General features: G+C 43.2%; 23 protein-coding genes, 1 tRNA gene and 1 pseudogene. 10 read left to right on the plus strand and 15 right to left on the minus strand.

All coding sequences use genetic code 11. The features are described from left to right. Positions 1-87: 87 nt before the first annotated feature. Positions 88-754, plus strand: a pseudogene (locus tag H6G40_RS07620) (IS1 family transposase); the annotation flags it as partial. Positions 755-1208: 454 nt separating this feature from the next. Here H6G40_RS07620 and H6G40_RS07625 read toward each other — a convergent pair. Both H6G40_RS07625 and ndhL read right to left on the minus strand, forming a co-directional pair. After that, on the minus strand, positions 1209-1514 hold the full coding sequence (locus tag H6G40_RS07625; protein WP_002733819.1) for a DUF3007 family protein: 306 nt from the start codon (positions 1512-1514) through the stop codon (positions 1209-1211). A gap of 21 nt (positions 1515-1535) precedes the next feature. Continuing rightward, on the minus strand, positions 1536-1775 hold the full coding sequence (gene ndhL, locus H6G40_RS07630; protein ID WP_002732218.1) for an NAD(P)H-quinone oxidoreductase subunit L: 240 nt from the start codon (positions 1773-1775) through the stop codon (positions 1536-1538). Between the two features lie 172 nt (positions 1776-1947). On the opposite strand from ndhL, the gene H6G40_RS07635 reads away from it, so the two are divergent. Beyond that, positions 1948-2033: transfer RNA gene (locus H6G40_RS07635), tRNA-Leu, on the plus strand. A gap of 74 nt (positions 2034-2107) precedes the next feature. Here H6G40_RS07635 and H6G40_RS07640 read toward each other — a convergent pair. Continuing rightward, complete coding sequence (locus H6G40_RS07640; RefSeq protein WP_002731644.1) at positions 2108-2746, minus strand: HAD-IA family hydrolase; 639 nt, start codon at positions 2744-2746, stop codon at positions 2108-2110. Further along, positions 2736-3683 carry a tRNA epoxyqueuosine(34) reductase QueG gene (gene queG / locus H6G40_RS07645; protein ID WP_069475208.1) on the minus strand — a complete coding sequence of 316 codons (948 nt, stop codon included), beginning with the start codon at positions 3681-3683 and terminating at the stop codon, positions 2736-2738. The genes H6G40_RS07640 and queG overlap by 11 nt, the downstream gene beginning before the upstream one ends. Positions 3684-4030: 347 nt before the next feature. On the opposite strand from queG, the gene H6G40_RS07650 reads away from it, so the two are divergent. The 3 genes from H6G40_RS07650 (at position 4031) to tatA (ending at position 6920) form a co-directional block, all read left to right on the plus strand. Then, the gene (locus H6G40_RS07650; protein ID WP_190537482.1) at positions 4031-4792 is read left to right on the plus strand and encodes a DUF3782 domain-containing protein; all 762 of its coding nucleotides are present in this window, start codon (positions 4031-4033) and stop codon (positions 4790-4792) included. Positions 4793-5214: 422 nt separating this feature from the next. Then, positions 5215-6645, plus strand: a complete 1431-nt coding sequence (gene lpdA, locus H6G40_RS07655; protein ID WP_002744419.1) for a dihydrolipoyl dehydrogenase — start codon at positions 5215-5217, stop codon at positions 6643-6645. Positions 6646-6743: 98 nt separating this feature from the next. Beyond that, on the plus strand, positions 6744-6920 hold the full coding sequence (gene tatA / locus H6G40_RS07660; RefSeq protein ID WP_016516725.1) for a twin-arginine translocase TatA/TatE family subunit: 177 nt from the start codon (positions 6744-6746) through the stop codon (positions 6918-6920). A gap of 225 nt (positions 6921-7145) precedes the next feature. Here tatA and H6G40_RS07665 read toward each other — a convergent pair whose 3' ends face one another. Both H6G40_RS07665 and carB read right to left on the minus strand, forming a co-directional pair. Continuing rightward, entirely contained in the window at positions 7146-8549 is a 1404-nt protein-coding gene (locus H6G40_RS07665; protein ID WP_069475207.1) for a TldD/PmbA family protein, read from the minus strand. Positions 8550-8695: 146 nt separating this feature from the next. Next, complete coding sequence (gene carB, locus H6G40_RS07670) at positions 8696-11941, minus strand: carbamoyl-phosphate synthase large subunit (RefSeq protein ID WP_042790337.1); 3246 nt, start codon at positions 11939-11941, stop codon at positions 8696-8698. Between the two features lie 230 nt (positions 11942-12171). Between carB and H6G40_RS07675 the strand changes: the two genes are divergently transcribed. Further along, a complete protein-coding gene (locus H6G40_RS07675; protein WP_002732972.1) occupies positions 12172-12408 on the plus strand; it encodes a ferredoxin-thioredoxin reductase variable chain in 237 nt (78 codons plus the stop codon). Positions 12409-12424: 16 nt separating this feature from the next. Here H6G40_RS07675 and tyrS read toward each other — a convergent pair whose 3' ends face one another. Then, positions 12425-13642 (minus strand): tyrosine--tRNA ligase, encoded by a 1218-nt coding sequence (gene tyrS / locus H6G40_RS07680; protein WP_002732578.1) that lies wholly within the window; start codon positions 13640-13642, stop codon positions 12425-12427. Between the two features lie 196 nt (positions 13643-13838). On the opposite strand from tyrS, the gene H6G40_RS07685 reads away from it, so the two are divergent. The 3 genes from H6G40_RS07685 to H6G40_RS07695 all read left to right on the plus strand — a co-directional run bounded on the left by H6G40_RS07685 (position 13839) and on the right by H6G40_RS07695 (position 16704). After that, positions 13839-15524, plus strand: a complete 1686-nt coding sequence (locus tag H6G40_RS07685) for a glycosyltransferase (RefSeq protein WP_123231320.1) — start codon at positions 13839-13841, stop codon at positions 15522-15524. Between the two features lie 95 nt (positions 15525-15619). Next, a complete protein-coding gene (locus H6G40_RS07690; RefSeq protein WP_002731774.1) occupies positions 15620-15844 on the plus strand; it encodes an indolepyruvate ferredoxin oxidoreductase subunit alpha in 225 nt (74 codons plus the stop codon). Positions 15845-15966: 122 nt separating this feature from the next. Then, positions 15967-16704, plus strand: coding sequence for an ABC transporter ATP-binding protein (locus H6G40_RS07695; protein WP_069475200.1), 738 nt, complete (start codon positions 15967-15969; stop codon positions 16702-16704). A 144-nt stretch (positions 16705-16848) separates the two neighbouring features. On the opposite strand, the gene H6G40_RS07700 is transcribed toward H6G40_RS07695, so the two are convergent. The 8 genes from H6G40_RS07700 to hoxE form a co-directional block, all read right to left on the minus strand. Further along, positions 16849-17934 carry an alanine/ornithine racemase family PLP-dependent enzyme gene (locus tag H6G40_RS07700; RefSeq protein ID WP_002791507.1) on the minus strand — a complete coding sequence of 362 codons (1086 nt, stop codon included), beginning with the start codon at positions 17932-17934 and terminating at the stop codon, positions 16849-16851. A 4-nt stretch (positions 17935-17938) separates the two neighbouring features. Then, complete coding sequence (locus H6G40_RS07705; protein ID WP_069475199.1) at positions 17939-19099, minus strand: N-acetyltransferase DgcN family protein; 1161 nt, start codon at positions 19097-19099, stop codon at positions 17939-17941. 142 nt (positions 19100-19241) lie between these two features. Next, positions 19242-19454 (minus strand): DUF3134 family protein, encoded by a 213-nt coding sequence (locus tag H6G40_RS07710; protein ID WP_190537484.1) that lies wholly within the window; start codon positions 19452-19454, stop codon positions 19242-19244. Between the two features lie 252 nt (positions 19455-19706). After that, entirely contained in the window at positions 19707-20015 is a 309-nt protein-coding gene (psb34, locus tag H6G40_RS07715) for a photosystem II assembly protein Psb34 (RefSeq protein ID WP_002734380.1), read from the minus strand. A 173-nt stretch (positions 20016-20188) separates the two neighbouring features. Then, the gene (locus H6G40_RS07720; protein WP_002734499.1) at positions 20189-21562 is read right to left on the minus strand and encodes a gluconeogenesis factor YvcK family protein; all 1374 of its coding nucleotides are present in this window, start codon (positions 21560-21562) and stop codon (positions 20189-20191) included. 73 nt (positions 21563-21635) lie between these two features. Beyond that, complete coding sequence (locus H6G40_RS07725; protein WP_069475197.1) at positions 21636-22121, minus strand: Tic20 family protein; 486 nt, start codon at positions 22119-22121, stop codon at positions 21636-21638. A gap of 122 nt (positions 22122-22243) precedes the next feature. Beyond that, entirely contained in the window at positions 22244-23851 is a 1608-nt protein-coding gene (gene nuoF / locus H6G40_RS07730; protein WP_190537486.1) for an NADH-quinone oxidoreductase subunit NuoF, read from the minus strand. Positions 23852-23879: 28 nt separating this feature from the next. Further along, entirely contained in the window at positions 23880-24389 is a 510-nt protein-coding gene (gene hoxE, locus H6G40_RS07735) for a bidirectional hydrogenase complex protein HoxE (RefSeq protein WP_002744404.1), read from the minus strand. A 384-nt stretch (positions 24390-24773) separates the two neighbouring features. Between hoxE and H6G40_RS07740 the strand changes: the two genes are divergently transcribed. Continuing rightward, positions 24774-25754: a DUF4351 domain-containing protein gene (locus H6G40_RS07740; protein ID WP_002734887.1), complete on the plus strand. Its 981-nt coding sequence runs from the start codon at positions 24774-24776 to the stop codon at positions 25752-25754. The last annotated feature ends 23 nt before the right edge of the window (positions 25755-25777 follow it).

Raw genomic sequence — 25777 nt, forward strand, 5'->3', positions numbered from 1 at the left:
TGTCTGGCTTACTGAAATATCAGTCTAGCACCGAACAAAATCCCCCCTTCACCTCTATTCCCTTGTCCTAATTGTGGTTCTCATTATATGATTAAGAATGGTTCTATTCATAATGGAAAACCCAAACGTCAATGTAAAGAATGTGGTCGTCAGTTTGTGATCAATCCCACTAATAAAACCGTCTCTGACGAAACCAAACAATTAATTGATAAACTCTTGCTCGAACGAATTTCCTTGCGAGGAATTGCTAGAGTAACAGGGGTAAGTTGGTCATGGTTACAAAATTATGTCAACAATAAACTGGCGGCTGTCCCCGGTCAAATAAAGGTTTCGGACAAACCAAAAGGTAAATTGGTTATAGAATGTGATGAGATGTGGTCTTTTGTTTTTTCTAAGACGATAAAAGTCTATATTTGGCGGTTAATTGATAGAAAAACAAGGGAAATTATTGGTTGCTATGCGCGGAGATAGGAGTCGTCAATCAGCCAAAAAACTTTGGGGACAGTTTACCAGGTGTTTATCGACAATGTGCGGTTGCTTACACAGACTTTTGGAAGTCCTATAAGACAGTAATTCCTAGTAAACGTCATCGACCAGTCGGAAAAGAAACTGGTAAAACTAATCCTATTGAAAGATTAAATAATACCTTTCGACAAAGGATTTCTCGGCTGGTGAGAGAGAGTCTATCTTTCTCTAAAAAAATGGAGAATCACGTTGGGGAACCCTTTGGTATTTTATCCATGACTACAATGCACAGCAAAGCAAAGGATTAAGCCGCCATCACTACTACCGAATCACCACCGGTTTTGAGAGGGTCACAAGCATTGTAGAATCGATCGTAATCTAGCTCTCTGTTTCCGCCCCAGTTCTCGCTCTGATTTTGATTCATAAATAACGCTTCTACAAAAATAGATTATCCATATCATAGATCGACGCAACTTGATAGGGAACAAATATTTTTATTCTTGACGGAAATTTTATCCCCTAATTGCTAAAACGACTTTTTCTATTGCTTCTTTCATGACCTTCTCAAACAATCTTAACATTAGTTCTCTTGACAAACGCCTCATCATAGGATTGTTTTAATTTCACAGAACTACACAGCAGTGGAATTATTTCCCACCGATTATTTAAAGACTTTAAGGACTAAATCAGATAAATTGGGCTATTATCAAGCCCAGATGCCAGATAAATCAGTTTTAACTGCTTTATTTAGTTTTTTCTTCTTCAATCTCCCGCTGCATTTGGGCGATTTCTTCGGGAGTCATCGCTTCCAGACGTTTTTTAAAGACGGCATCTTCGTAATCCTTGCGCTGTTGGCCGTAGGTCATATTATCGGTGGCGACTCGAAACAGATAGGTAAAAATCCAACCGATGACACCACCCACCAACACCGCTTGACTCCAAATTCCCGCCGAAGCACTATCTAAACCGGTTTTTTGCAGGATAATGTAGAGGATGCCGCCCACAGCAAACATCCCTATACCGATCCCGATGACATCAATGCGTCTCATGGGTTTTTTTGGGTTGATAACTTAAGCTTTGAGGGTACGACGTTGGGGACGGAAGTTAAGGAAAGGACTTAACAACAGCATCCCGGGAAAGAAAAAGCTCATCAGAAAGTACATAAACCCTCTTTCCCAAGAAGATGCCACATACCAGCGCGTATTGAGGTAGTAGTAGATAACGGCGGGAATGACGAGCAAATACAAGACACTGAGAGATAGGTAGATCAGGGCGATGATAATGGTTTCTTGCGTCAGAATTGATTGCATAAGGATTGATTTTTATCAATGGCTGTCGGTGAACTGCAATTCACCTGCTGATTATTTTACCCTGTCTTTCCCCCTTTGCGGCGATCGAATTGGCGGGCTAAAATAATTTACTGAAAATACTCTTGCCAATTAAATTATTTATGATATGATAAAAAATTGTCAGTTAAATAACGGGGGCGTGGCGGAATGGTAGACGCTACGGACTTAAAATCCGTTGAGCCTTATAAGCTCGTGAGAGTTCGAGTCTCTCCGCCCCCATCGATCGAAGTCTATATTTAAACTGAGTATTGGGTATTTTAGTACAAATGCCCTACCCCCCAGGAAAAACTTTTTCAGCCAGCCCTATCTAAAATATCCAATAATTCTAGGGGATGGTGAATGAGATGATCGGGGTTAAATTGGGTGAGAATTTGAGGGGAATTAAAGCCCCAAGCGACGGCCACCACTTGCACTCGACTTTTTTGGGCAGCAGTAATATCTCTGGTTTCATCGCCGACATAAATCATTTCATCGGGACAGAATTTATTTTGTCGGATCAGGCGATCGATAATTTTGTGTTTGCCGAATAAAGGCGTTCCCGAACAGATAAAATCAAATAAATTTAAGAGTTGATTATTACCTAAAAATATGGTGAGATTTTCTTTGGTATTAGAAGTGATTATTCCTAATCTATAGCCTCTTTCTTTAAGAGTAGCAAGGCAGGGATGCCAGCCATGAAAGGGTTTCAGGCAGTCAATTTGTTTATTTAATTCCCGTTTAACTCGATAGAGTAAAAAAGGGATTTTAACGGGAGAAACTTGGGATTGTTTAATAATTTCTTGGGAACTAAGGTTTTTTAGTCTGGCCAAATCTTCCTCATTGACGGGTTGATAACCAAAATTTTTAGCCAAACGATTGACAATCTCCACGAAAGTATCGTGGGTATCGGCGATAGTACCATCAAAATCGAACACGACTACTTTAATTGTCATCTTGTGGGGGGTGAGGGGAATGGGCTAAATTAGCTTGGGCATTACGTCGCCACTGCTGGGGTTTAATTCGACGTAGGGCTGACGAGATAAAACGACGATCCCACTCCTCTATAGTTAGATTAGCTAATTCCTCCAACTTTGGCGAGAGGTTTTCCGGACGAGGTTGAAAATCCTCCACGTCGGTAACTTGGGCAAAACGTTGATTCCAAGGACAGACATCTTGACAGATATCGCAGCCAGCGACCCAACCCTGTAAATTCTTGGCAATTTCTGTAGGCAAAGTTACAGCACGATTTTCGATGGTATGGTATGCAATACAGCGATTAGCATCCACCACAGAGGGACTAACTATTGCTTGGGTGGGACAGGCGCTTAAACAACGGCTACAGGTGCCACAATGGGCGCTATGGGGTCGATCGGGTTCTAAAGGTAAATTAGTTAATATTTCCCCTAAAAAGACCCAACTGCCGTAATTACGAGTAATTAAGTTACCATTCTTGGCAATCCAGCCGATCCCTGCTCTTTGCGCCCAAACTTTATCCTGTACTGGTCCGGTATCCACATAGTAACGGGTTTGAATTTGCTCCCCCTGACTTTCTAACCATTGACTGAGGGCCTTTAATTTTTTACTTAATACTTTGTGATAATCCCTTCCCCAAGCATAACGGGAAATTTTGCCATGGTTTTGTTCTTGACTGTGTTGCTGGGGGGTGTAGTAGTTAAGGGCAAGACATATTAGCGATCGCACTTCTGGCCAAAGAGTTTTGATATCCTGTCGTTTCGGGTTAGTCATCCAATCCATATCAGCTTGATAACCCCGCTCTAACCAGCTTTTTAGATGGGATACCGCCGAGTCTTGACTATCCACAGAAGCAATACCGACCCCATGGAAACCTAACTCTAGCGCTTTTTCTTTGATCTGTGTTTCTGTCACCATAGAAATATCTTAAGTCAAGTATTTGTAACAATTATTTACAATGATCAATTTATTGAGCCAAATCCCAGGCTCAACAGTTAGAAACCATGATCAACGAAGAAACTGTGGTTCCCGTCACCGCTATATCGTCCTCATACTAAATCCAGTTATTAAAAACTGATTATTTATTCTCCGTTTTGCATGAGTGCATGAGTAGAAAACGGGTTTCTCGGAGAAACCCGTTTTCTGTGCGTTACTCAACGGATTTAGTATAACTATTGACTTGCTCAATTAACACCCGTCCCTAAAATGACTTGTACTTTGCTAGTACAATTATAGTAAAATAAGAAAGATTAAAACAAATAACCATGTCTCAACCGATTACCATCGAAGATATCTATAAACTTTTTGAGAAAACTAACGAAAAGTTTGAACAATCACGCCAAGAATACGATCGCCGGGCTGCCGAAGCCAAGGACGAAGCCGATCGCCGGGCTGCCGAAGCCGATCGCCGGGCTGCCGAAGCCGATCGCCGGGCTGCCGAAGCCGATCGCCGGGCCGCTGAATACGATCGCCGGGCTGCCGAAGCCAAGGACGAGGCCGATCGCCGGGCCGCTGAATACGATCGCCGGGCCGCTGAAGCTAAGGCCGAAGCAGATCGCCGTTTGGCCGAGCTAGAGAAAACAGTGGCTAATACCAGTCGTGCGGTGGATAGTTTAACCACTCGCTGGGGAAGATTTGTCGAGGAATTAGTCGAACCTGCTGTTATTGGCCTATTTCGTAGCAAAGGTATCGATGTTAAAGAAACCTACAGTCGTGCCAGGGTAAAACGGCAAGGAATAGCCATGGAGATTGACATTTTAGCCGTCGATGAAACCGAGGTAGTTTTAGTAGAATGTAAGTCTCGTTTATCGAAAGATGATGTCAACGATTTTTTAGAAAAATTAAGTCGATTTAAACAAGCATTTCCCCATTATAAGAACTATCAGGCTTATGGTGCAGTGGCGGGAATAGAAATAGACGAAGGAGTAGATCGTTATGCCTATAAACAGGGTTTATTTGTGATTAAACCATCGGGAGAAACGGTAGAAATTATTAATGATTCTGGTTTCGAGCCTAAATTATGGTAAGAGAAAGATGGGTATTTCATCTGGCAAAGTATTGGCAGCAGGTTTAATTTTTCCAACTTAGCACTAAACTAACTTATGGATACGATGCACGATTAGTATTCATATCTTGGTTAAGTAACACCTTGCATAATTAATTTTTGAGGATGCAAAAACGGCAAAAATAAGGATTAAATTGCCTAAAATCTGTGAATAGAGCATTTAAAATTCTCCTGACTACTGACGACCGGCTCCTAACCCCAACAACAATTTTTGATTTTTACCAGAGGTCTAGTAACGTCTTGTCCTAAAATTGCCAATAGCCAGTTTCAATGCACAAGAGTCTGATGGCTAAAAACTGGCTCCAGTTTTTGACCGGGATAGCACCGCTTGATCGCAGTGGATCGTAAAATGAGATAATGCTAACTTTGAGAGTCAGAGAGACTATGAGTGAATTCGACTACGATTTAATTATTATCGGTGCTGGAGTTGGTGGCCACGGAGCAGCCCTACACGCGGTCAAATGTGGGCTAAAAACGGCTATTATCGAAGCCAAAGATATGGGAGGAACCTGTGTTAATCGAGGTTGTATTCCCTCTAAAGCTTTACTGGCAGCCTCGGGACGAGTGCGCGAATTGGCCGATAGTGACCATCTGAAAAGTTTAGGTATTGCCATCGGTGGCGTGAATTTTGACCGTCCGACAATTGCCGATCATGCTAACAACCTTGTCAGTAAAATTAGAGGCGATCTCACTAATAGTCTTAAACGTCTCAAGGTTGATACTATCCACGGTTGGGGAAAAATCGCCGGCCCGCAAAAAGTTAGCGTCATCGGGGATAGTGGCGAAAAAATCTACACCGCTAAGGATATTATGCTCTGTCCGGGGTCGGTTCCCTTTGTCCCACCGGGGATCGAGATCGATCATAAAACGGTTTTTACCAGTGATGAGGCCGTTAGATTAGAAACTTTACCCAAGTGGATCGCAATTATCGGTAGTGGTTATATCGGTCTGGAATTTTCGGATATATACACCGCTTTGGGTTGTGAAGTGACGATGATCGAAGCTTTAGACAGTCTCATGCCTGGATTTGACCCAGAAATCTCGAAAATCGCTGAAAGAGTTCTGATTAAACCTAGAGACATCGAGACTTATGTGGGAGTTTTGGCAAAAAGTATTAAACCGGGGAATCCTGTGGCCATTGAACTGGTGGACGCAAAAAGCAAAGAAGCGATCGAAATTTTAGAAGTAGATGCTTGTTTAGTCGCTACAGGGAGAATCCCAGCGACCAAGAATCTCGGACTGGAATTTGTCGGGGTAGAACTGGATAAACGCGGTTTTATTGCGGTTAATGACAAAATGCAGGTAATTCAGGACGGTGAACCGATTCCCCATCTCTGGGCTGTGGGCGATGCTACGGGTAAAATGATGTTAGCTCACGCTGCTTCGGGTCAAGGGGTAATAGCCATTGAAAATATCTGTAATCGCCCAAAAACCATCGATTATCGCAGTATTCCCGCCGCCGCTTTTACCCACCCCGAAATTAGTTATGTGGGTTTAACGGAACCGCAAGCAGAAGTTTTGGCACAGCAAGAAGGGTATAAGGTTGCTTCTGTCAAGACCTATTTTAAGGGAAATTCTAAAGCTTTAGCGGAAGGAGAAACGGAAGGCATCGCTAAAGTCGTTTATCGTCAGGATACGGGGGAATTACTCGGTGTTCATATTATCGGTATCCACGCATCGGATTTAATTCAAGAAGCGGCCAATGCGATCGCTGAACGTAAATCTGTCCATGAACTCGCTTTCCGCATCCACACCCATCCAACTCTCTCAGAAGTCCTCGACGAAGCTTATAAACGAGCAGAAGTAGCAGCATAGAGTCAGTTATCAGTTATCAGTGATCAGTTATCACCGTTAAGTTTCCGACTCCTGAATTCTGACTCCTTTCTCTTTTTTTACTTTTTACTTTAAAGATTATGTTTGGATTAGGTTGGCCAGAAATAGTAATTATTGCTGTGGTTATTGTCCTGATATTTGGACCGAAAAAAATACCCGAATTTGGGGCAGCTTTGGGGAAAACTTTACGGGGATTTAAGGAAGAAATCAATCAAGATGAGCAAGAAATTGAAGACAATGACGAGAAAATGAGATAGATTTCGGCTCTCAGGGCGAATGCAATTCGCCCCTACAATAATATTATTGCGCCAATGGTAGGGGCGCACCGCGTGCGCCCAAAAATTGAGATGCCCCCCCTAATTTGTTAAGCTAAAGGTTTTGATGTACTTAGTTTCTAACCTTCTTTTTAGGTAGGAGAATTGCCAGATTCTTTCTTGGAGCCTCTTGCCCTCAGAAGCTGTTTACTGTTTACTGTTGACTGTTCACTGAATATCGGCTTCTCCCCCCACCACCACATCGCGGATACGGAGACTGGGGCCACCGCAGCCGACGGGTAAACCACTTTGACCCCCTTTTCCGCAGCCTCCCGACTCGTCCCAGTAGAAATCATCAGCAATTGCCTCAATATTGGCTAGGGTTTTAAAGACATTACCGGAGAGAGTCACATCTTTAACGGGTTCAGCAATTTCTCCGTCGCGAATCATCCAAGCTTCCCCGGCGCTAAAAGTGAACATTTCGCCGTTAGTCATGCCTCCCTGCCAATTTTGGGCATAAACTCCCGTTTTTATCCCCGAAAATAACTCTGGAACGGGAGTGGTTCCCCGTTCAATCCAAGTGTTGGTCATGCGGACAATGGGCGGATAATGATAATTGAGACAACGGGCGTTACCGGTCGGTTTTTCGCCTAATTTGCCCGCCGTTTCCCGCGAATGCAGTCTTCCCACCAAAACCCCATCTTTAATTAACTGAGTCGTCGTCGCAGGGGTTCCCTCATCGTCATAAAAATAACTGCCTCGATGACCTTCCGGATAGGCCCCGTCAAAGATTTGCAGGTTATCCGGTCCGAAACGTTTGCCCATACTCATCACTTCCAAAAGGTCAGGATTTTCGTATAACATATCTGCCTCGGAAAGGTGGCCAAAAGCCTCATGGACGAACAGACCGGTTAAAATGGGATCGATGACGACGGTGTAGGTATCGCCCTTGACAGGGGGCAAAACTAGGGCTTGTACGGCCCGTTTAGCCGACCCTTGCACCTGTTCTTCTAAATTGACCAGATCCTCGAAAGCTTTTCGGGATCCTGTGGTTTCCCGGCCCGTTTGTACGCTGTCCCCATCCCTAGCGGTGGCCGAAAAACGCATTTCTAAGTCCGACCATTTTTGTTCGATTAAAGTCCCGTCAGAAGTGCCTAAAAGAATATGTTGACTGCTATCGCTGTAACGGACGGAAGTGGTGGCAATACTGGGATGATGTTGACGCAGTAAGTTATTATAGCGATCGCAGAGGGCTTTTTTATCGGCTAATGGCACTAAACGGGGATCCGTTCCCGTTAAAGGCAATTCACAACTAATAATTACAGGTTCTACCGGAGCAATCAGGGTTTCTTCTTCCCCAATTAAACGGGCAGCAGCGATCGCATCTTCTAATCGTTCCTGTAAACTGGATAATTGATTAAAGCTGGCAAATCCCCAACCTCCTTTATAACAAGCGCGTACCTGACCACCGATAGCAATACCTTCGCTGAGGGTTTCCACTCGTTCGGAACGCAGTAGAATATTAGTCCCCCGCGCTTCTTCCAGACGAATTGTCAGGAAATCGACGCGGTTTTTATAACGGTTAATCAGTTCACTAATTAGGTTTTTATAATCGTTTAGAGTATCGGTCATGGGAATTAGGAAGTGGGGTGTGGGGTGTGGGGTGATGGGAGATTTTTTGCTGTGATCAGTAAACAGTAAACAGTAAAGAGTGAACTGATAACTGCTCACTGATAACTGATTACTGATAACTGATAACTGATTACTGATAACTGAAATTAGGCGAGATAATCCTGTAAAGCTTTCACCTCTAAAGGTTGAGATTGCAGGGATTTTAAGGCCGCTACCGTCGCTTTTGCCCCGGCGATAGTGGTGATAATTGGTAACTTATAATCGAGGGCAGTACGGCGAATTTTTCGGCCATCGTTTTGGGATTCTTCACCACTGGGAGTATTGACAATAAACTGAATCCAGTCATTTTTGATCCAATCGACAACGTCGGGACGGCCTTCGTGAATCTTTAGCACTAAATCGATATTTTCGCAACCGTTTTCTAACAAAACTTTACGAGTTCCGGAAGTGGCGACGACGCGAAAACCGAGGGATTGCAGATCCTTAACCACGGGAACCATGGGGGTTTTATCGCGATCGCTCATCGAGACGAAAACCGTCCCACTGGTGGCTAAGATCACGCCAGCGGCCATTTCTGCTTTAGCGAAAGCTTTGCCAAAATCGCTGTCAATCCCCATTACTTCGCCTGTAGAACGCATTTCTGGTCCCAGGAGAGTATCAGCACCGGGGAACTTCTGGAAGGGTAAAACCGCTTCTTTCACGGCAATATGACGGGGAATTGCTTCGCTGATGATACCCAATTCCGTCAGGGTTTTGCCCGACATGACGAGGGAGGCAACTTTTGCTAAAGGAACTCCCGTTGCTTTGGAAACGTAGGGAACAGTACGACTAGCGCGGGGATTCGCTTCTAAGATATAAACTGTCTCTCCCTGTACCGCATACTGGATATTCATCAAACCGATTACTTTTAACGCTTTCGCTAGTTCCACCGTCCATTGTCGAATTGTGGTTAAAACCGAGGCGCTCAGGGACGTATGGGGGATAGAACAGGCAGAATCGCCCGAATGTACGCCCGCTTGTTCGATATGTTCCATTAATCCCCCGATAACGACTGTTCCCGTGGCATCTGAGAGGGCATCCACATCCACTTCGATGGCATTTTCGAGGAATTTATCGATTAAAATCGGGTGATCCGGTTCTATCTGTACCGCATACTTCATATAGCGTTCCAATTCGCTATCGGAATAGACGATTTCCATTGCCCGACCGCCCAAAACATAGGACGGACGTACTACTACAGGATAACCGATGCGTTGAGCCACTGCTTGGGATTCTTGGAAATTGCGGGCAATACCGTTGAGGGGTTGTCGGATATCTAATTGTCGGAGGATTTGTTCAAAACGTTCCCGATCTTCGGCGGCATCGATCGAATCGGGTGAAGTTCCCCAAATTTTGGTATTTACGGGACAATTAGGCGATTCTAAATATTTTTGCAGGGGAACGGCCAGTTTTAAGGGAGTTTGCCCACCGAATTGAATAATTAAACCCTCTGGTTGTTCCGCTTCGATGATATTTAAGACATCTTCTTTAGTCAGGGGTTCAAAGTAAAGGCGATCGCTGGTATCGTAATCGGTGGAGACAGTTTCCGGGTTAGAGTTGACCATAATCGTCTCAAAACCGGCTTGACTGAGAGAAAAAGCGGCATGACAACAACAGTAGTCAAATTCTATCCCCTGGCCGATGCGATTGGGACCACCACCGAGGATCATCACTTTGCGTTTATCGGAGGGTAAAACTTCCGATTCTACCCGTTCGTAGGTGGAATAATAGTAGGGTGTTAGGGCTTCAAATTCTGCCGCGCAGGTATCCACCATTTTATAGACTGGAACAATACCTAAACCCTTGCGATAACTTCTTACTTCGTCCTCGCTGGTGTTGGTGGCGAAGGCGATTTGGCGATCGCTAAAACCCTGTTGTTTAATAGCGAATAGGTTCTCTTGGCTGAGACTTTTCAGGGGAGTTCGTTTGAGAAACTTCTCGGTTTCCATCAAATCAGCCAATTTATCGAGGAACCAGGGATCAATCCCGGTTAGTTCGTGGATTTCCTCCCCATTCATGCCCAATTTAAAAGCATGATAGATACTATAAACTCGTTCGGGGTTAGGTGTTCGCAAACCGGCCCGGACTTCCGAGAGAGGGGGGAGAGTTTCGACTTTATCGCAACCAAAGCCAAAACGTCCCGTTTCTAGGGAGCGAAGAGCTTTTTGGAAGGATTCTTGGAAAGTTCGACCGATAGCCATAGCTTCCCCGACGGATTTCATCTGGGTGGTTAGAATCGGTTGGGAGCCGGGGAATTTCTCGAAGGCAAAGCGAGGAATTTTGGTGACGACGTAATCGATAGTCGGTTCAAAGGAAGCCGGGGTTTTTTTGGTGATATCGTTGGGAATTTCGTCTAAAGTGTAGCCTACTGCTAGTTTAGCGGCAAATTTAGCGATCGGGAATCCCGTGGCTTTTGATGCCAGGGCCGAAGAACGGGATACCCGGGGATTCATCTCAATCACGATTACGTCGCCGTTAGTGGGATTAACGGAGAATTGGATGTTTGATCCGCCGGTTTCTACGCCAATTTCCCGAATAATTGCCTTAGAATAGTCCCGGAGGCGTTGGTATTCTTTATCGGTTAGGGTTTGGGCGGGCGCAACCGTAATCGAGTCGCCGGTATGGACCCCCATAGCGTCAAAGTTTTCGATCGAACAGATGATCACCACGTTATCGGCTAGATCGCGCATAACCTCTAATTCGTATTCTTTCCAGCCAATTAGGGATTTTTCGACGAGAATTTGCGATGTAGGCGAACAATCTAGCCCATACTGGGCCATCGGTTCAAATTCTTCTTGGTTATAGGCAATACCGCCCCCCGTTCCGCCTAAAGTGAAGGCCGGCCGGATAATGAGAGGATAGGAACCGATCTGATGACCGATCGCTTTTGCCTCCTCTAAATTGTTGGCAATCCCCGAAGGACAAACGGGAACACCGATTTTCTCCATTGCTTTTTTGAATAGTTCCCTATCTTCGGCTTTTTCAATAGCGGGAAGTTTTGCCCCGATCAATTCCACGTTATATTTTTCTAAAACGCCGCTTTTGGCCAAAGCGACGGCGGTATTCAGGGCAGTTTGACCCCCCATAGTCGGTAGAATCGCATCAGGGCGTTCTTTAGCGATAATTTTCTCGACAATTTCCGGCAGAATTGGTTCAATATAGGTGCGATCGGCCATTTCTGGATCGGTCATGATCGAGGCGGGGTTAGAATTGACTAAAATTACCTCATAACCTTCTTCTCGTAGGGCTTTACAGGCTTGAGTTCCCGAATAGTCGAATTCACAGGCTTGTCCGATGACAATCGGGCCAGCGCCCAAGATTAGGATTTTCTTTAAGTCATCACGGCGTGGCATAGGCTTAGGGTTGCTTGACGATAAACCCCAATCATTGTATATGTTGTCACCCTCGATCCCGCAAAGCTTTATTTAGGTTTAATGACCTTGTTTGCTTGAGCAGGCAGCAGGCAGCTTTTTTCTCCCCATTTCCCTGATAATTGATCACTGTTTACTGATCACTGATATCGCGTACAATGATAAGATTGTTTTCAAAGATACAATAGGCCTTTGTCTTTGCTAGAGAGTTTATGAAAGTTGGCGATCGAGTTCGTGTAATTGAGTCCGTGGTGGTTTATCATCATCCTGAACACAAATCGGATCCTTTTGACGTGAAAGGATTAGAGGGAGGGGTGAAAGCTTTTGTCACCGAATGGCGTGGCAGACCGGTTAGCGCCAATCTACCTGTCCTCGTCGAGTTCAGTAAAAAGTTTAAAGCCCATTTTCGAGATTTTGAGTTAGAAATCGTGGAAAAAGCCGCCGAATAGGGACTTTTTCGCTTATTTAAGCTACAAAGCGAATAAATTTATTTTTGCCCACCTGTAGGACTTTTCCGGCTAAAGCTTCGGCTGTCTCAAAACTTTTGTCCACATCGGTGATTTTCTCGCTATCGATTCTGACTGCACCCCCCTGAATCTGTCTTCTCCCTTCGCCGCTACTTTTACATAAGCCGGTGGCCGAGAGAAGATAGAATAGTTTTAGGGGAAAAGTGACCGCTGCTAGGGAAAATTCGGGGACAGAGGCCGCAGCTGCCGTATTTCCCTGTAGAACTATCTCCTGCGCCGTTTTTTGTGCCTTTAATGCCTCCTCTGTCCCGTGAAACTGGGCAACTACCTCGATCGCCAGTTGTTTTTGTGCCTCTCGCGGATTGCTCGCCATAGCATCTAAAGGCAAATTTGTCAATAGTTCGTAATAATCTTTTAACAAAGCGTCGGGGGTTTTTTCCAGTTTCGAGTACATGGACAGGGCCGATTCCCGCAATCCCACATAATTATTCAGGGATTTGGACATTTTTTGACTGCCATCGGTTCCGATTAAAATCGGTAAAAGTAGCCCGAATTGCGGTTTTTTGCCGAAATATTTCTGTAAATCGCGACCGACGGCAATATTAAATTTTTGATCGGTTCCTCCCAATTCGACATCGGCCTCAACAGCTACGGAATCATAACCCTGCATTAAGGGATAGAGAAATTCATGGAGAAAAATCGGGTTTTCCTTGTCGTAGCGTTCGGAAAAGCCTTCTTTTGCCAACATTTGCCCCACAGTCATGGTGGAGAGAAGTTCGAGAATTTGCGAGAGGTCTAATTTCCCCAACCATTCCGAGTTATAGCGAATTTCTAGGCGATTAGGGGTGTTAAAATCTAAAATTGGGCGTAATTGTGCCAGATAATTCTCGGCATTAGTTCTCACTTCTTCGCTCGTCAATTGTTTTCTAACTTCCGATTTTCCCGTCGGATCGCCAATTCTAGCGGTAAAATCACCAATAATCACCACTGCTACATGACCGGCATCCTGGAAAGCACGCAGTTTCCGAAAAGGGATACTATGACCTAGGTGAATATCGCTGCCGGTGGGGTCAATACCTAGTTTAATTCTTAAAGGGCGATCGGTAGTTTGCAGTAGTTGGGTTAAATTTTCTCTAGGATCTGGGGAGTCGGGTTGATGGGGGAATAAATCACTGGTTCCACGGGTTAACCAGTCTAGGGAGGAAGATACGGTCATTGTTGCTCATTTTCCACAGCCTTCCCATTATAGTTTTTTATTATGTCAAGTAACAAGCAAAAGGTAAATAAACTGGTATCTTCAGTAAAAGTCGATAACACCTTGACAATTCTCCCGATCGAATATAGAGTCTTAAAATCTTCTTTTTCAGAATTATCAAAAATTTTTCTGTCTTGAATTGCGATCAGATAAGCCAATGAATCCTAGTTTTAATAACTCTATCCCCGTGCAGAGGATCAAAGTTTCCGTAATTGTCTCTACCTATAAATCAGCGGAGTTTATCTGGGGTTGTCTAGAGGATTTAGTTACTCAAACTCTTTATGAAAAGGGAGAAGTAGAAATTATTATTATCGATAGTGCTTCTCCAGAGAATGAAGGGGAGATTATCCAAGAGTTTCAAGAAAATTATCCTAATATTATTTACCAGAGAACTCAAGAACGAGAAACCCTCTACTGCGCTTGGAATCGCGCTATTAAACTAGCTAGGGGTCTTTATCTCACCAATGGAAATACTGATGATCGTCGCTGTTTCAATGCTCTGGAAATTATGGCTAATTATCTAGATAATAATAGAGAGATTAGTTTAGTTTATGCCGATCAATTAATTACCACCATCAAAAATGATACTTTTGCCACCACCCCAGCTTTAAAACATTGGAATTGGCCAAATTACTCCTATCAACAGATGCGTCAAGGTTGTTGTGTGGGTTCTCAACCAATGTGGCGAAAAATGCTGCACGATAAGTATGGTTATTTTCAGGAAAGTTTTCACTGTGCTGGTGATTACGAATTTTGGTTAAGAATCGGCAGTCAAGGGGAAAAAATGGCTTTAATTCCTGAGATTTTAGGGTTATATTATTTAAATCTCCAAGGTTTAGAACATGGCAGCAATGGTCAAGCATTAGAGGAACATTATCAAGTGTGTAAAATCTATGAAATTCCTCACCCAGAAATTAAGGATATAGAAATTAAACCCAATCCAGTTAAGATGGAAGATTTAGGGAAAATTTTAAATAAGGATGAGCGAGAAAAATTACAAACAATTCAAGCTATCTCCCAGAATAAAACTCCAATTATTGTTATTGATGGCGTAATTTTTCAAATCGATCAAGGGAAATTAGCCAGGGTTTGGTCTTCAATTCTAGAGCATTGGAGTCAATTAGAATTTAGTCAACACATTGTTATTTTAGATAGAAATAACACCGCACCACGATGGGAAAAATTTAAATATTGGCCCGCAGAATCCTACGATTATAATTGTACGGGAAAGGATGCCAGAAAAATCCAAACTATTTGCGATCGCCTACAGGCTAATTTATTTATTTCCACTTTTTATACCAGTCCCTTAACCACTCCTTCTCTACTTTTGCTTGCTTTTGATTTCCCAGAAGAAAATGGCAATTTAACAGTAAATTTAGAAAAACACTATGCAATTTTGTCCGCTTCTAGAATCATCGCTTTTTCCTCTGATATCGCCCAAAATTTAAGAAGGTTATACCCGAAAATTACCCCCGAAAAAATTGGTATTATCGAGCTTGTTGAAGTTAATCAAAAAATAGCGGCAGAAATTAGTAATTTTTTCCAGTATGCGCTCAGTGAAACTAAGGAATCAAGTCAGAATCAAGTCTGGTTAGAGTTAAGAAAATTACAGGAAGCACAACAGACAATGTATCTGAAACAACAGCAAGATTATCATACTATGCAAGAGATGGAAATATCACTAAGAGAATTAGAAAATAATCATAATAATCTTCAAACAAATAATCATAAATTACAGGAAGAAATTAACTATTTTTCCTCCCGTAAGGGAATAGTAAAAACCCTAGCGAAAACTTCTATTTTACTTCTTGCTAAGATCAAGAAAAAACTCCCAATATTTTAGGGAATTAAGAGAAAGTTTCCTAACAATGCTCCGATCCTGGCACGGCAGTGCCTAAAAGTGGTAAAGTAATGTTAAGAATTAGAGGAGAAAACACTGTGCCACATTCGATCGTCACTGGAATTTGTGAAGGGGTTGCTGATTGCGCTTCCGCTTGTCCTGTTGCTTGTATCCATCCAGGACCGGGTAAAAATGTTAAAGGAACCGATTGGTATTGGATTGATTTTGCCACTTGTATCGACTGTGGTATCTGTTTACAAGTATGTCCCGTCGAAGGTGCAATTCTGCCAGAAGAACGTCCCGATTTACAAAAAACTCCCTAATTTATCAGTTATCAGTTATCAGTTATCAGATGTAAGTTTTCAGTTTACTGTTTACTGAAAATGCTTCCCACTTCCCCATTCATAATTCATATTACTCTCTCCTATCTCCTTTTTACCTTACCATGGATTATCTTTTAGAAGTTGAACAAGTTTATGCTGGTTATGTGCAGGATTTATACATATTGCAAGGGGTTAACTTTCGCATTGCACCGGGGGAATTAGTCACGGTTATCGGTCCCAATGGTGCGGGAAAATCCACCCTCGCTAAGGCAATTTTTGGTTTATTAAAACCCAGTGCTGGAACTATCACTTTTAAGGGAAAAAATATCACTGGTTGGAAATCTAATCAAATCGTTCCCCTCGGTATGGGTTATGTTCCCCAAATTGCTAATGTTTTTCCATCCCTGAGCATCGAGGAAAATCTAGAAATGGGGGCTTTTACCAGTAAAAAAGCGATTAAACCCCTAAAAGAGCGCATTTATGCCATGTTTCCTCGTTTGGACGAGCGCCGTCGTCAGAAAGCTGGCACTTTATCCGGAGGAGAAAGACAGATGTTAGCCATGGGAAGAGCGCTGATGTTGCAACCGGATTTATTAATTCTCGATGAACCTTCGGCAGCTTTATCTCCTATCTTAGTAACCAGTGTTTTTGAACAGATAAAAGCGATTAATCAGACGGGAACTGCAATTATTTTAGTGGAACAGAATGCCAAAAAAGCCCTAATGATGTCCGATCGAGGTTATGTTTTAGAAAGTGGTCAAGATCGTTTTCAGGGATCGGGTCAAGATTTACTCAATAACCCGAAAGTAGGGGAATTATACCTCGGGGCGGCTTATCATGGTGCCAAACGAGATGATTAGGAATTTGTTAAGGATTGAGGGGGATTTTGATTTCTTCCCAGAATTTAGCGATAGGATAGTAATTGAGTACAAATCTCTACGGCGCTGATGTCAAGGTGATAAGCCAGCAGACCCTAAATATATCTGTGTATATTTATTCATCGATCAAGACAGTTGTGCTACTGCATTGAGAGCATAACTTTTAGTAATAAAAGGAGAAGTCATGGCTGTTAAAAGTCCTCCGTAATCAAGATTAAAACTGACTTCGCTTCCTACTTTTAACCTCTTGTTATGACTATCAACAACTAGATGATCGCTACTAGAACCTAATATTTTTATCTCCTGACTTGTTTGTAATCCAGAGATAAGAATATCCTGTCTTCCTAATGCAATAATAACTCGACGGTGAATGCCTTGGTCGATAAAGCTGGGAACATTACCAAAAGCATCTCGACCAATTTCTCCAGAGGGTAGAGATGGTTTATCTTTGGATTCGATTACTTCAGCAATTAACCGAAAAGCATCGGTATATAAACCAGGTATCACTTGTCGATTAACTGTTTCACAACCTAATAAAATTGATTCTCCTAAACGCAGATTATTAATCCGACCAACTTCGCTACTTTTTTGATACCATTGATAGTTAGCAGAATTTCCTCCTGAAATAATCGGTAATTTTATTAAAAACTCCTGCTCAATTGTATCTGTTAACACAGATAATTTGCTCATATTATGGCTATCAGGTTTAATCCCTCCATAACAAGCCAAATTACAACCCAGTCCGACAATTTTGATAAAGGGAAAAGCGAGGGTTTTTTTGATGAACTTGACGAGATCTTTCGGCAGTACACCTTCGCGTAAATCCCCTAACTCCGTCATGATAATAATGCGGTGTATTTTTTGCTTTTCCTGAGCATAATAGGAAAGTTCCTGAATTGTTGCTAATTCGGTATTTAAGCTGATATCTGCAATGTTAACCACTGATTCTGCTTGACTCAAGGCAGTACGCAACAGAACAAAAGTTGTCACTATTCCTGCTTGTTTCATTTTGAGAATATTTTCGATTCGAGAGTCAGCGATAAAGTTGACTCCACCTTGAATCATCGCCAAGGCGATCGAGGGATCACCCAAAATCGCTTTGGAAACTCCCATCACAGAAAGTCCCTTGCTGCCGTATAATTGGCAGAGTAAACGAGCATTATGGCGTATTTTCGGGAGAGAAATCTCGATTCTGGGCAAAAGGTCTTTCATCAGCCTATTTGCTCCCAATTGCCGGAATTGCAGCTAAAATTTCCCCTTTGATTTTCCGGTTTAATTTCGGAAAGCGATCGCATAAAGCTTGGACTAATTTCTCACATCCGTGTAACAAAACATCAGTAGTCGGTAACTGAAAATCTCGCTCATATTTGGCAATAATACGCTCAGTGGCTGCTGCGGTGAGATTTTCGTGATTAATCGCAATAGCGATAACTTTAGTGGGAGAAATTGCCTCAATTAGTGAAATTTCTTCCTGTAATTTTGGCATGGCTAAATGAGGAAAATCACAGCGAAATTTTCGGGCTGGTGGATGTTGTAAAATAATCCCATCGGGCCTACTTCCTTTCAAAATTCCCAGGGAACTCATAAAAGCAGGATGACTCAGAGAACTTTGTCCTTCCACTAAAATAATATCGGGTTTTTCTTGCTCAAAAGCTTGAACCACAGCATTTTCAATTTCACCGATGACAAATTGAGAAACCAAAGCATCGATCGAAACCCCATATCTTGCTCCCTGCATCAAGCTAGTTTGTCCAGTAGCGACTAAGACAGACTTAATACCCAAGCCTTGGAGAGTTTGATTAACTGCCACCGCAGTGGTCATTTTTCCGCAAGCACAATCGGTTCCTAAAAAGGCAATAACGGGGATATTTACTTGGGAAATTTGCCCGGTAAATACATGAAGATCAGCTAATTGTGGTGGTTTACGAATGTCTGTAATTTGTACACCATACTGACTAGCTTGCTCCCTAAATTCTAAATCCTCGGAGAAGAATTGATGCAAACCATTAATAATATCCATTCCTGCTGCCATTGCTTCTAAAATTAGCAGCCTTTCTAGGGGGGGAATAAACGCTTCTAAGGGTGCTTTGCCGTAGATATAACAATTGGGAACATCTCTAAGTTTTTCTAAGGCTGTTTGTAAATTGGCAAAAATGGGAATATGATTTTTTTTATCTCCTAATGCTTCTCCCGCATCTTTTCCCGCTAAGGAACTATCCAGCACACCAACAATTGTATATATTTCTGATTGTCTGATCAAGCCAGCTGCCGTTTTTCCATCCACACGTCCAAACTGATTTTCACAGTAAATTAAAGCCGTTTTTTTCGTTGATACCACTTTCTTAATCTCCTGAATATTAGATAATTGAAATTTCACTCCTAACTCCCAGTAAGTAGGGAGGCACAATTATTTGTAGGATGGTTTAGCGGTAGCGTAACATGAGCGGGCGTTGGTTTTCATGCTTCAACCCAACCTACGTTCATCTTATATTTAATTCCACCCACCTACTTAAGACTATTTATTCTTCTTCTTCTTCTATAGCATAATTATCTGGATCGATAATATCGTCTAATTCTTCTAACATTTGCGAATCGGGATGAGCATCAGATTGACGTAATTTTAATCTTCCTGTCCGTTCTAACCAATAGAGAAGGGTTTCTTTGGAAGTTATCTGCATAACAGGAATTGCCTGATAGCGAGGTTCTTGACTAAGAGAAGGATTAAATTTCATACCTGTTGAATTTCCTTTGAGAAGTTATCTCTATTGGTGGTTCTATTGTTGATCACGAAGCAACCCACAAAAAACTGAAAAAAATTGTCAAGTTTAGCAAAGTAAAAAAGTTCAGCTGTCAGATTTACTATTTGGACAGATAGATAGAGTCGGTTCCAATATATGCTCCCGATACTTGGGATGCAGACTCTATGGTGTAAATTAAAGTTTTCCTGTCTCGCTCAACTTAAATGTCAATCCTACGGTTTTTATCTAGCTAACGGAAAAGGTGATTAATAACACCAAAGCAACCAACAAAACCGCCCCTACTCCTTGCAAAATATACCATTTTTGCTGTTCTAAAGATGGGGATTTTGATAGATAAATCTTGGGTTCGCTACCATAGTTATTGATGATTCCTTCATCATCTACTGTATAGCCCTCTGGGAGAGGTATATTAAGTGATTGATAGTTTTGCCCGTTTATATCTAGTTTAACCTCAGCAGGAATTAATTCACTTCCATCGCTTGGGGAATAGACTGTCGCACCTGTCTCTTGATTAGATTTAGTAGAGTAGTGCATGATCATCTCTCTTGAAAATCTGAGTATAACACAGAATAAGGCGAAATGGTTTTTAGGCTAATTTTTTCCTAGGGCTTTAATCAGCAAATTTGGCTAATGTCGGCAAATTAAAGCAAAAAATATGATTTTATAACTTGACAAAGCTAGATAAAAACATTTAGTCATCTCGCTATTCACTTTTTAGCATACCAGCGCCATAAAACTCGGGCTAAACGTTGGGGATCGTGACGAACTTTGGCAGTAACTTCATCTTCTGCCATTACATTCGCTAAAACAATGCGATAACCCATTTTTCCCACCTCCTCGCGATCTAAAAAGACAGGATGACTATGCTCTTGGGCGTATAATTGTAGAGATTGGGGCGATGGTGCAGTTCTTTGGGCTAAAACCGCATCAAAGACGCGTTCTTCGCAGACTCCTTCGATCGCTCGCAAATGATCTGCCACCGAATAATTATCCGTTTCCCCCGGCTGGGTCATAATATTACAAACATAGACGCGGGGGACTGTCACCTGTGCCAGGGCCTGACGAATTGCGGGAACCAACAAATTAGGGATAATACTGGTATAAAGACTACCCGGCCCGATGATAATATAATCTGCTTCCTTAATTGCCGCTAAAGCAGCCGGTAAAGCGACTGGATCGGCAGGATGACAGCCAATCTGACGAATTTGCCCCATAGCTTCGGTTATCTTTGATTCTCCCTCAATAATGCGCCCATCGGCTAACTTAGCCCAAAGACTAACATCGGTAAGGGTAGCAGGTAGCACTTTACCGCGAATGGCCAAAACTTTGGCACTAGCATCGATCGCCTGTTCCAGATCGCCGGTAATCTCGGTCATAGCGCTGATAAATAAATTACCAAAACTGTGGCCCGATAAACCATCCCCGGTATGAAAGCGATATTGAAACAATTCCGTTAATAACTTTTCCTCATCGGCTAAAGCGGCGATACAATTGCGAATATCCCCCGGGGGTAAAATGCCCATTTCCCGACGTAATCGGCCCGAAGAACCGCCATCATCAGCTACGGTGACAATAGCGGTGATATTGGAACTATACTGTTTTAAACCGCGTAAAAGCGTCGATAAACCCGTACCGCCACCGATCGCCACAATTTTTGGGCCGCGATGGAGACGACGATGGGCCCGTAGGCGATCGACTAATTCCTCCGATGCGTCTGGTTGTAGTGCTTCTGTAATCGTTTCGACGGTGCGACTCTGACCCCAGAATAACAAAAAGACACCCAGCAAAACCGCCAGCGGCCCGGAAACAGAATTGGGGACTAAACGTGCGGTCGTTTCTAATGCTTGGGAAACAAACTCTAAAAAGCGATTAACTGGGGTTAATTTTACCCAAATAGCCAAACCGAAGGAGGTGAGAAAAACGCCGGCTAAACTGATTAAAAGCCAGCGTTTGACAAAAAGACCGGGAGAAAGCCATTTAAACCAACGATTAACCCGTTTAGGCGTTTTTCTGCCCACAGAAGCGGCTATTTTCCCCTTCTGAGCGTTGAGTTCCCGTAGCGTCTGTTTAAATGGACTCATAGATGTGGCCTGGCAGCGAACGCATTGATTCTGGAGAGACTGTAGCCGAAAAAGGGGACAAACTCAAGCTGACCTAACCTCCCACTTGGGAATAGGCTGCCTCAGAAATTGTGGGAATATCGGCGTATTTGCCGATAACCGACTGTATAATGCTGTAAACACAGGCGGCAAATGCTCCCAAAAAGACGACGTTAAAAAGAGTTTCTAGCACAAAATTCGCCCCTAAACGCTCATCGAAGAACTTTAAGACCGATCCCAATAAATACACCAAAATAGCGATTAAAATCGCCTGCATGGTGTTAAACCGGATAAAATGACTGATGCGGGGATTGCGTACCACGGCGAAAAAGAGGACGAAAAAGATAATTAAACTGCCAAAGCTTCCCAGAGAACTATAGAGAAAAGCTAAGGGAGTTAAAACTATTGCTAAGGCCGCTCCTAAAAAAGGAATTTGCTGGAAGATAAAGATACCGAAGGCAAAGGCCGAATATAAGGGTAAAAGATATACTAAAGCTGCAAAAATGCGATCTTTTGTATCGGTTGAGCCGCGCCAAGTCATAATCTATTGTCTCCTGAGACTACTGCTAACTCTCTCCAAGATAACCCGGCAGCCCACCAGACTTCCCATAACCGAAGAAATTGATCGAGGCCGAAGATTCTTGGACCTCGATCGAGTTATTCTCAAACAGAGACGGGGTGCTTGATTTCCTGTAACAGAGCCAGATATTCCTCCTTAAAATACTTTAGGGTACTTAAAATCGGATTGGGGGCGCTTTGACCAAGACCACAAAGACTGGTTTCTTTGACCATCTGACAGAGATGTTCTAGGTTTTCGAGGTCGTGAATATCGGCCTTTCGAGCGATAATTTTGGCCAATAATTCAAACATTTGTACTGTTCCCGTGCGACAGGGGATACATTTACCACAGGACTCCTCGCGACAGAATTCCATATAGAATTTCGCCACTTCCACCATGCTGGTGGTATCGTCCATAACCACCATACCCCCGGATCCCATCATCGAACCGAGTTTGGCTAAGGATTCGTAATCCACGGGAGTATCGAGTAAATTAGCGGGAATACAACCCCCAGAGGGGCCGCCAGTTTGTACCGCTTTCACCTGACCATCGGGAACACCCCCCCCCATCTCCTCGACAATTTCCCGGAGACTAATACCCATCGGCACTTCAATCAGCCCATTATTGCGGATTTTTCCCGTTAAAGCGAAGATTTTTGTGCCTTTACTGCTGGCAGTACCGATATTGGCATACCAAGCGGCTCCCTCGCGGATAATAGCGGCGATATTAGCGTAGGACTCCACGTTATTAATCAGGGTGGGACAACCATCGAGACCCGATTGGGCCGGATAGGGGGGACGGGTGCGGGGAGTGCCGCGGCCGCCTTCGATAGAATGGATGAGAGCGGTTTCCTCTCCACAGACAAAAGCTCCCGCCCCGATGCGGATATCCACCTTAAAATCGAAAGTGGACTCGAAGACTTGGGAACCCATTAAACCGAATTTTTTGGCCTGATTAATCGCTTTTTGCAGACGATCGATCGCTAGGGGATATTCGGCTCTAACATAGATATAACCATGATCGGCCCCCACGGCATAGGCAGCGATCGCCATTCCTTCTAGGACTAAATGGGGGTCACTTTCCAAAACACTACGGTCCATAAACGCCCCGGGATCCCCCTCATCGGCATTACAGATAACGTATTTTTGTTTACCCGGTTGTTTAGCCACCGTTGCCCATTTTAAACCGGTGGGATAACCCGCACCGCCCCGGCCGCGCAAACCGCTTTGGGTGATTTCCTCCACCACCTGGGCCGGAGTCATCTCGTAGAGGGCCTTGTAGAGAGATTGATAACCCCCGACGGCGATATATTCCTCAATGCGATCGGGATCGATTTTACCGCTATTTTCCCGGACAATTTTGACCTGATGGGAGAAAAAGGGATGTTTTGAGTCCCCTAATTGCACCTCGGTTTTGCCGCCGTTTAAGGCCGCAATAATGCTGGCCGCAGTTTCCGGGGTGACTTCTTCGTATAGGAGATCCTGGGGATCCACTTCCACCAACGGACCGCGACCACAAAAACCCATACAACCGACCCCCACCACTTCGACTGTATCCTCTAGGTGTGCCTCTTTGACGGCAGTGGCGAGGTTTTTTTCGATTTGGAGGGAGTTAGCAGCTTGGCAACCGGTGGAAGTGCAACAATGCACCCGGATGCTTTTTTGTCTAGCTTTTTCTTTTGCGGCCACTGCCAATAATTCTTGTAAGTCCATATTTTTCTCAATCCACTAAAGTGAAAAATTACTGGGAGAAACTCTTTAGTTTCGCCAAGACAGTTTCCGAATCTTGTTTCGGGGCCACGACTCCATCGAAGACCACGGCCGGTGCAATCCCACAGGCCCCGATACAACGGGCCGACACTAGGGAAATTTCTCCATCGGCGGTGGTTTCTCCCACTTTGACATCAAAGCTGTTTTCGATGTCTTCGAGGATTTTGCCGCTGCCTTTGACATAACAAGCAGTCCCCATACAGACGATACAGGTGTGTTTTCCCGCCGGTTTCAGGGAAAAGAGATGATAGAAGGTTGCTACCCCATAGACGCGACTGAGGGGCAGTTTTAGCGCCCGGGCAACGTAGAGGAGAACATCTTCTTCTAGGAATCCGAAGGCCTCTTGGGCTTTGTGCAGGACTTCAATCAGGGCTGATTGATTATATCCTGCTCGCTTCATGGTGATGTCGAGGACTTTGAAGCGTTTATCGCCACTGGGATGCTCTTTTTTCTCCGTTTGAGGAGGATTGGCAGTTTGCATAAATCTTAACCAAATAAATTTTAGGGGCGATGACGGGAAAAAGATGGAGAGTTGTCGGTTTTCCTTGGTCATCTCCCTGCTTTTATTCTGACACTGGCTCCGGAGGGCGATCGATAACTTTATCTTTCCTTTAGTTATTGGGGGATATTCAGTTATCAGTGACCAGTAATCAGTTATCAGTCAGGGATTAGGAGATGGGGTAAAAAGCTGCACTTGTCTCAACACTATAACACCCTGAAGCAATGGTTTTTTTGCGGGAAGCATCCCCCTCTCCTCGTAGGTTAAAGGGATGAGGTCATAACAATATGTTGCCAAAGGCGACTTTTCAGAATACAATAGATAAGAGTAGTCATTCATCGCTCAGATTAGTTAAGATGACATTACATGACTAATAATATTGACCATGATCGCTTATTTAAGGAGTTAATCTCCACCTTTTTTCTCGAATTTATCGAGTTATTTTTTCCTCAAGTAATGGATTATTTAGATAGAGACTCGATTACTTTTTTAGACAAAGAAGTATTTACCGATGTCACGGAAGGAGAAAGGTATGAAAGCGATTTAGTCGCACAAGTTAAGTTTCGAGGAAAAGAATCTTTTTTTCTGATTCATGTCGAGGCGCAGGAAAGTTCTCGAAAATGGTTTAATCGGCGAATGTTTACTTATTTTGCTCGCTTTCATGAGAAATTTGTCTTACCGATTTATCCGATTGTAATTTTTTCTTATTCAAAGCCAAAAAGAGAAGCAATTAGTCAATATGTAGTCGATTTTCCCGATTTTAAGGTCTTAGAATTTAACTATCAAGTAGTGCAGTTAAATCGATTAAATTGGCGAGATTTTCTCAATCAACCGAATCCGGTTGCTTCAGCTTTGATGGCTAAGATGAACATTGCCGAGAAAGAGCGAGCCAAGGTAAAAGCGGAATGTCTGCGCTTGTTAATTACTTTAAGGTTAGATTCAGCGAGAATGCAATTAATTTCTGGATTTATTGATACTTATCTCAATCTAAATCCGGTCGAAGAGATACAATTCCAAGAAGAGATTAGCACATTTAGTCAACCCGTACAGGAGGGAGTTATGCAAATTACCACCAGTTGGATGCGTCAAGGTATCGAACAAGGTATCGAACAAGGTATCGAACAAGGTATCGAACAAGGTATTGAACGCGGTATTGAACGCGGTATCGAACGGGAAAAGACATTGATTCTTCGTCAACTTAAACGAAAGTTAGGGGAGATTAATCCTTTATTAGAAACTCAAATTATGGAGTTAAGTATTGATGATGTCGAAGTATTAGGAGAAGCTTTATTCGACTTCTCTACGGTTGAAGATTTAATCAATTGGTTAAATACTTTAACTGCCTAGCTTTGACGTTAGTGATCGCATAC

The organism is Microcystis viridis FACHB-1342, assembly GCF_014698335.1.
Lineage (GTDB): Bacteria > Cyanobacteriota > Cyanobacteriia > Cyanobacteriales > Microcystaceae > Microcystis > Microcystis ichthyoblabe_A.

Bases quoted from the DNA above. Each gene is read 5' to 3' on its own strand.
- H6G40_RS07625 (WP_002733819.1), bottom strand. From the start codon at position 1,514: ATGAGACGCATTGATGTCATCGGGATCGGTATAGGGATGTTTGCTGTG.
- ndhL (WP_002732218.1), bottom strand. From the start codon at position 1,775: ATGCAATCAATTCTGACGCAAGAAACCATTATCATCGCCCTGATCTAC.
- H6G40_RS07640 (WP_002731644.1), bottom strand. From the start codon at position 2,746: ATGACAATTAAAGTAGTCGTGTTCGATTTTGATGGTACTATCGCCGAT.
- queG (WP_069475208.1), bottom strand. From the start codon at position 3,683: ATGGTGACAGAAACACAGATCAAAGAAAAAGCGCTAGAGTTAGGTTTC.
- H6G40_RS07650 (WP_190537482.1), top strand. From the start codon at position 4,031: ATGTCTCAACCGATTACCATCGAAGATATCTATAAACTTTTTGAGAAA.
- lpdA (WP_002744419.1), top strand. From the start codon at position 5,215: ATGAGTGAATTCGACTACGATTTAATTATTATCGGTGCTGGAGTTGGT.
- tatA (WP_016516725.1), top strand. From the start codon at position 6,744: ATGTTTGGATTAGGTTGGCCAGAAATAGTAATTATTGCTGTGGTTATT.
- H6G40_RS07665 (WP_069475207.1), bottom strand. From the start codon at position 8,549: ATGACCGATACTCTAAACGATTATAAAAACCTAATTAGTGAACTGATT.
- carB (WP_042790337.1), bottom strand. From the start codon at position 11,941: ATGCCACGCCGTGATGACTTAAAGAAAATCCTAATCTTGGGCGCTGGC.
- H6G40_RS07675 (WP_002732972.1), top strand. From the start codon at position 12,172: ATGAAAGTTGGCGATCGAGTTCGTGTAATTGAGTCCGTGGTGGTTTAT.
- tyrS (WP_002732578.1), bottom strand. From the start codon at position 13,642: ATGACCGTATCTTCCTCCCTAGACTGGTTAACCCGTGGAACCAGTGAT.
- H6G40_RS07685 (WP_123231320.1), top strand. From the start codon at position 13,839: ATGAATCCTAGTTTTAATAACTCTATCCCCGTGCAGAGGATCAAAGTT.
- H6G40_RS07695 (WP_069475200.1), top strand. From the start codon at position 15,967: ATGGATTATCTTTTAGAAGTTGAACAAGTTTATGCTGGTTATGTGCAG.
- H6G40_RS07700 (WP_002791507.1), bottom strand. From the start codon at position 17,934: ATGAAAGACCTTTTGCCCAGAATCGAGATTTCTCTCCCGAAAATACGC.
- H6G40_RS07710 (WP_190537484.1), bottom strand. From the start codon at position 19,454: ATGAAATTTAATCCTTCTCTTAGTCAAGAACCTCGCTATCAGGCAATT.
- psb34 (WP_002734380.1), bottom strand. From the start codon at position 20,015: ATGCACTACTCTACTAAATCTAATCAAGAGACAGGTGCGACAGTCTAT.
- H6G40_RS07720 (WP_002734499.1), bottom strand. From the start codon at position 21,562: ATGAGTCCATTTAAACAGACGCTACGGGAACTCAACGCTCAGAAGGGG.
- H6G40_RS07725 (WP_069475197.1), bottom strand. From the start codon at position 22,121: ATGACTTGGCGCGGCTCAACCGATACAAAAGATCGCATTTTTGCAGCT.
- nuoF (WP_190537486.1), bottom strand. From the start codon at position 23,851: ATGGACTTACAAGAATTATTGGCAGTGGCCGCAAAAGAAAAAGCTAGA.
- hoxE (WP_002744404.1), bottom strand. From the start codon at position 24,389: ATGCAAACTGCCAATCCTCCTCAAACGGAGAAAAAAGAGCATCCCAGT.
- H6G40_RS07740 (WP_002734887.1), top strand. From the start codon at position 24,774: ATGACTAATAATATTGACCATGATCGCTTATTTAAGGAGTTAATCTCC.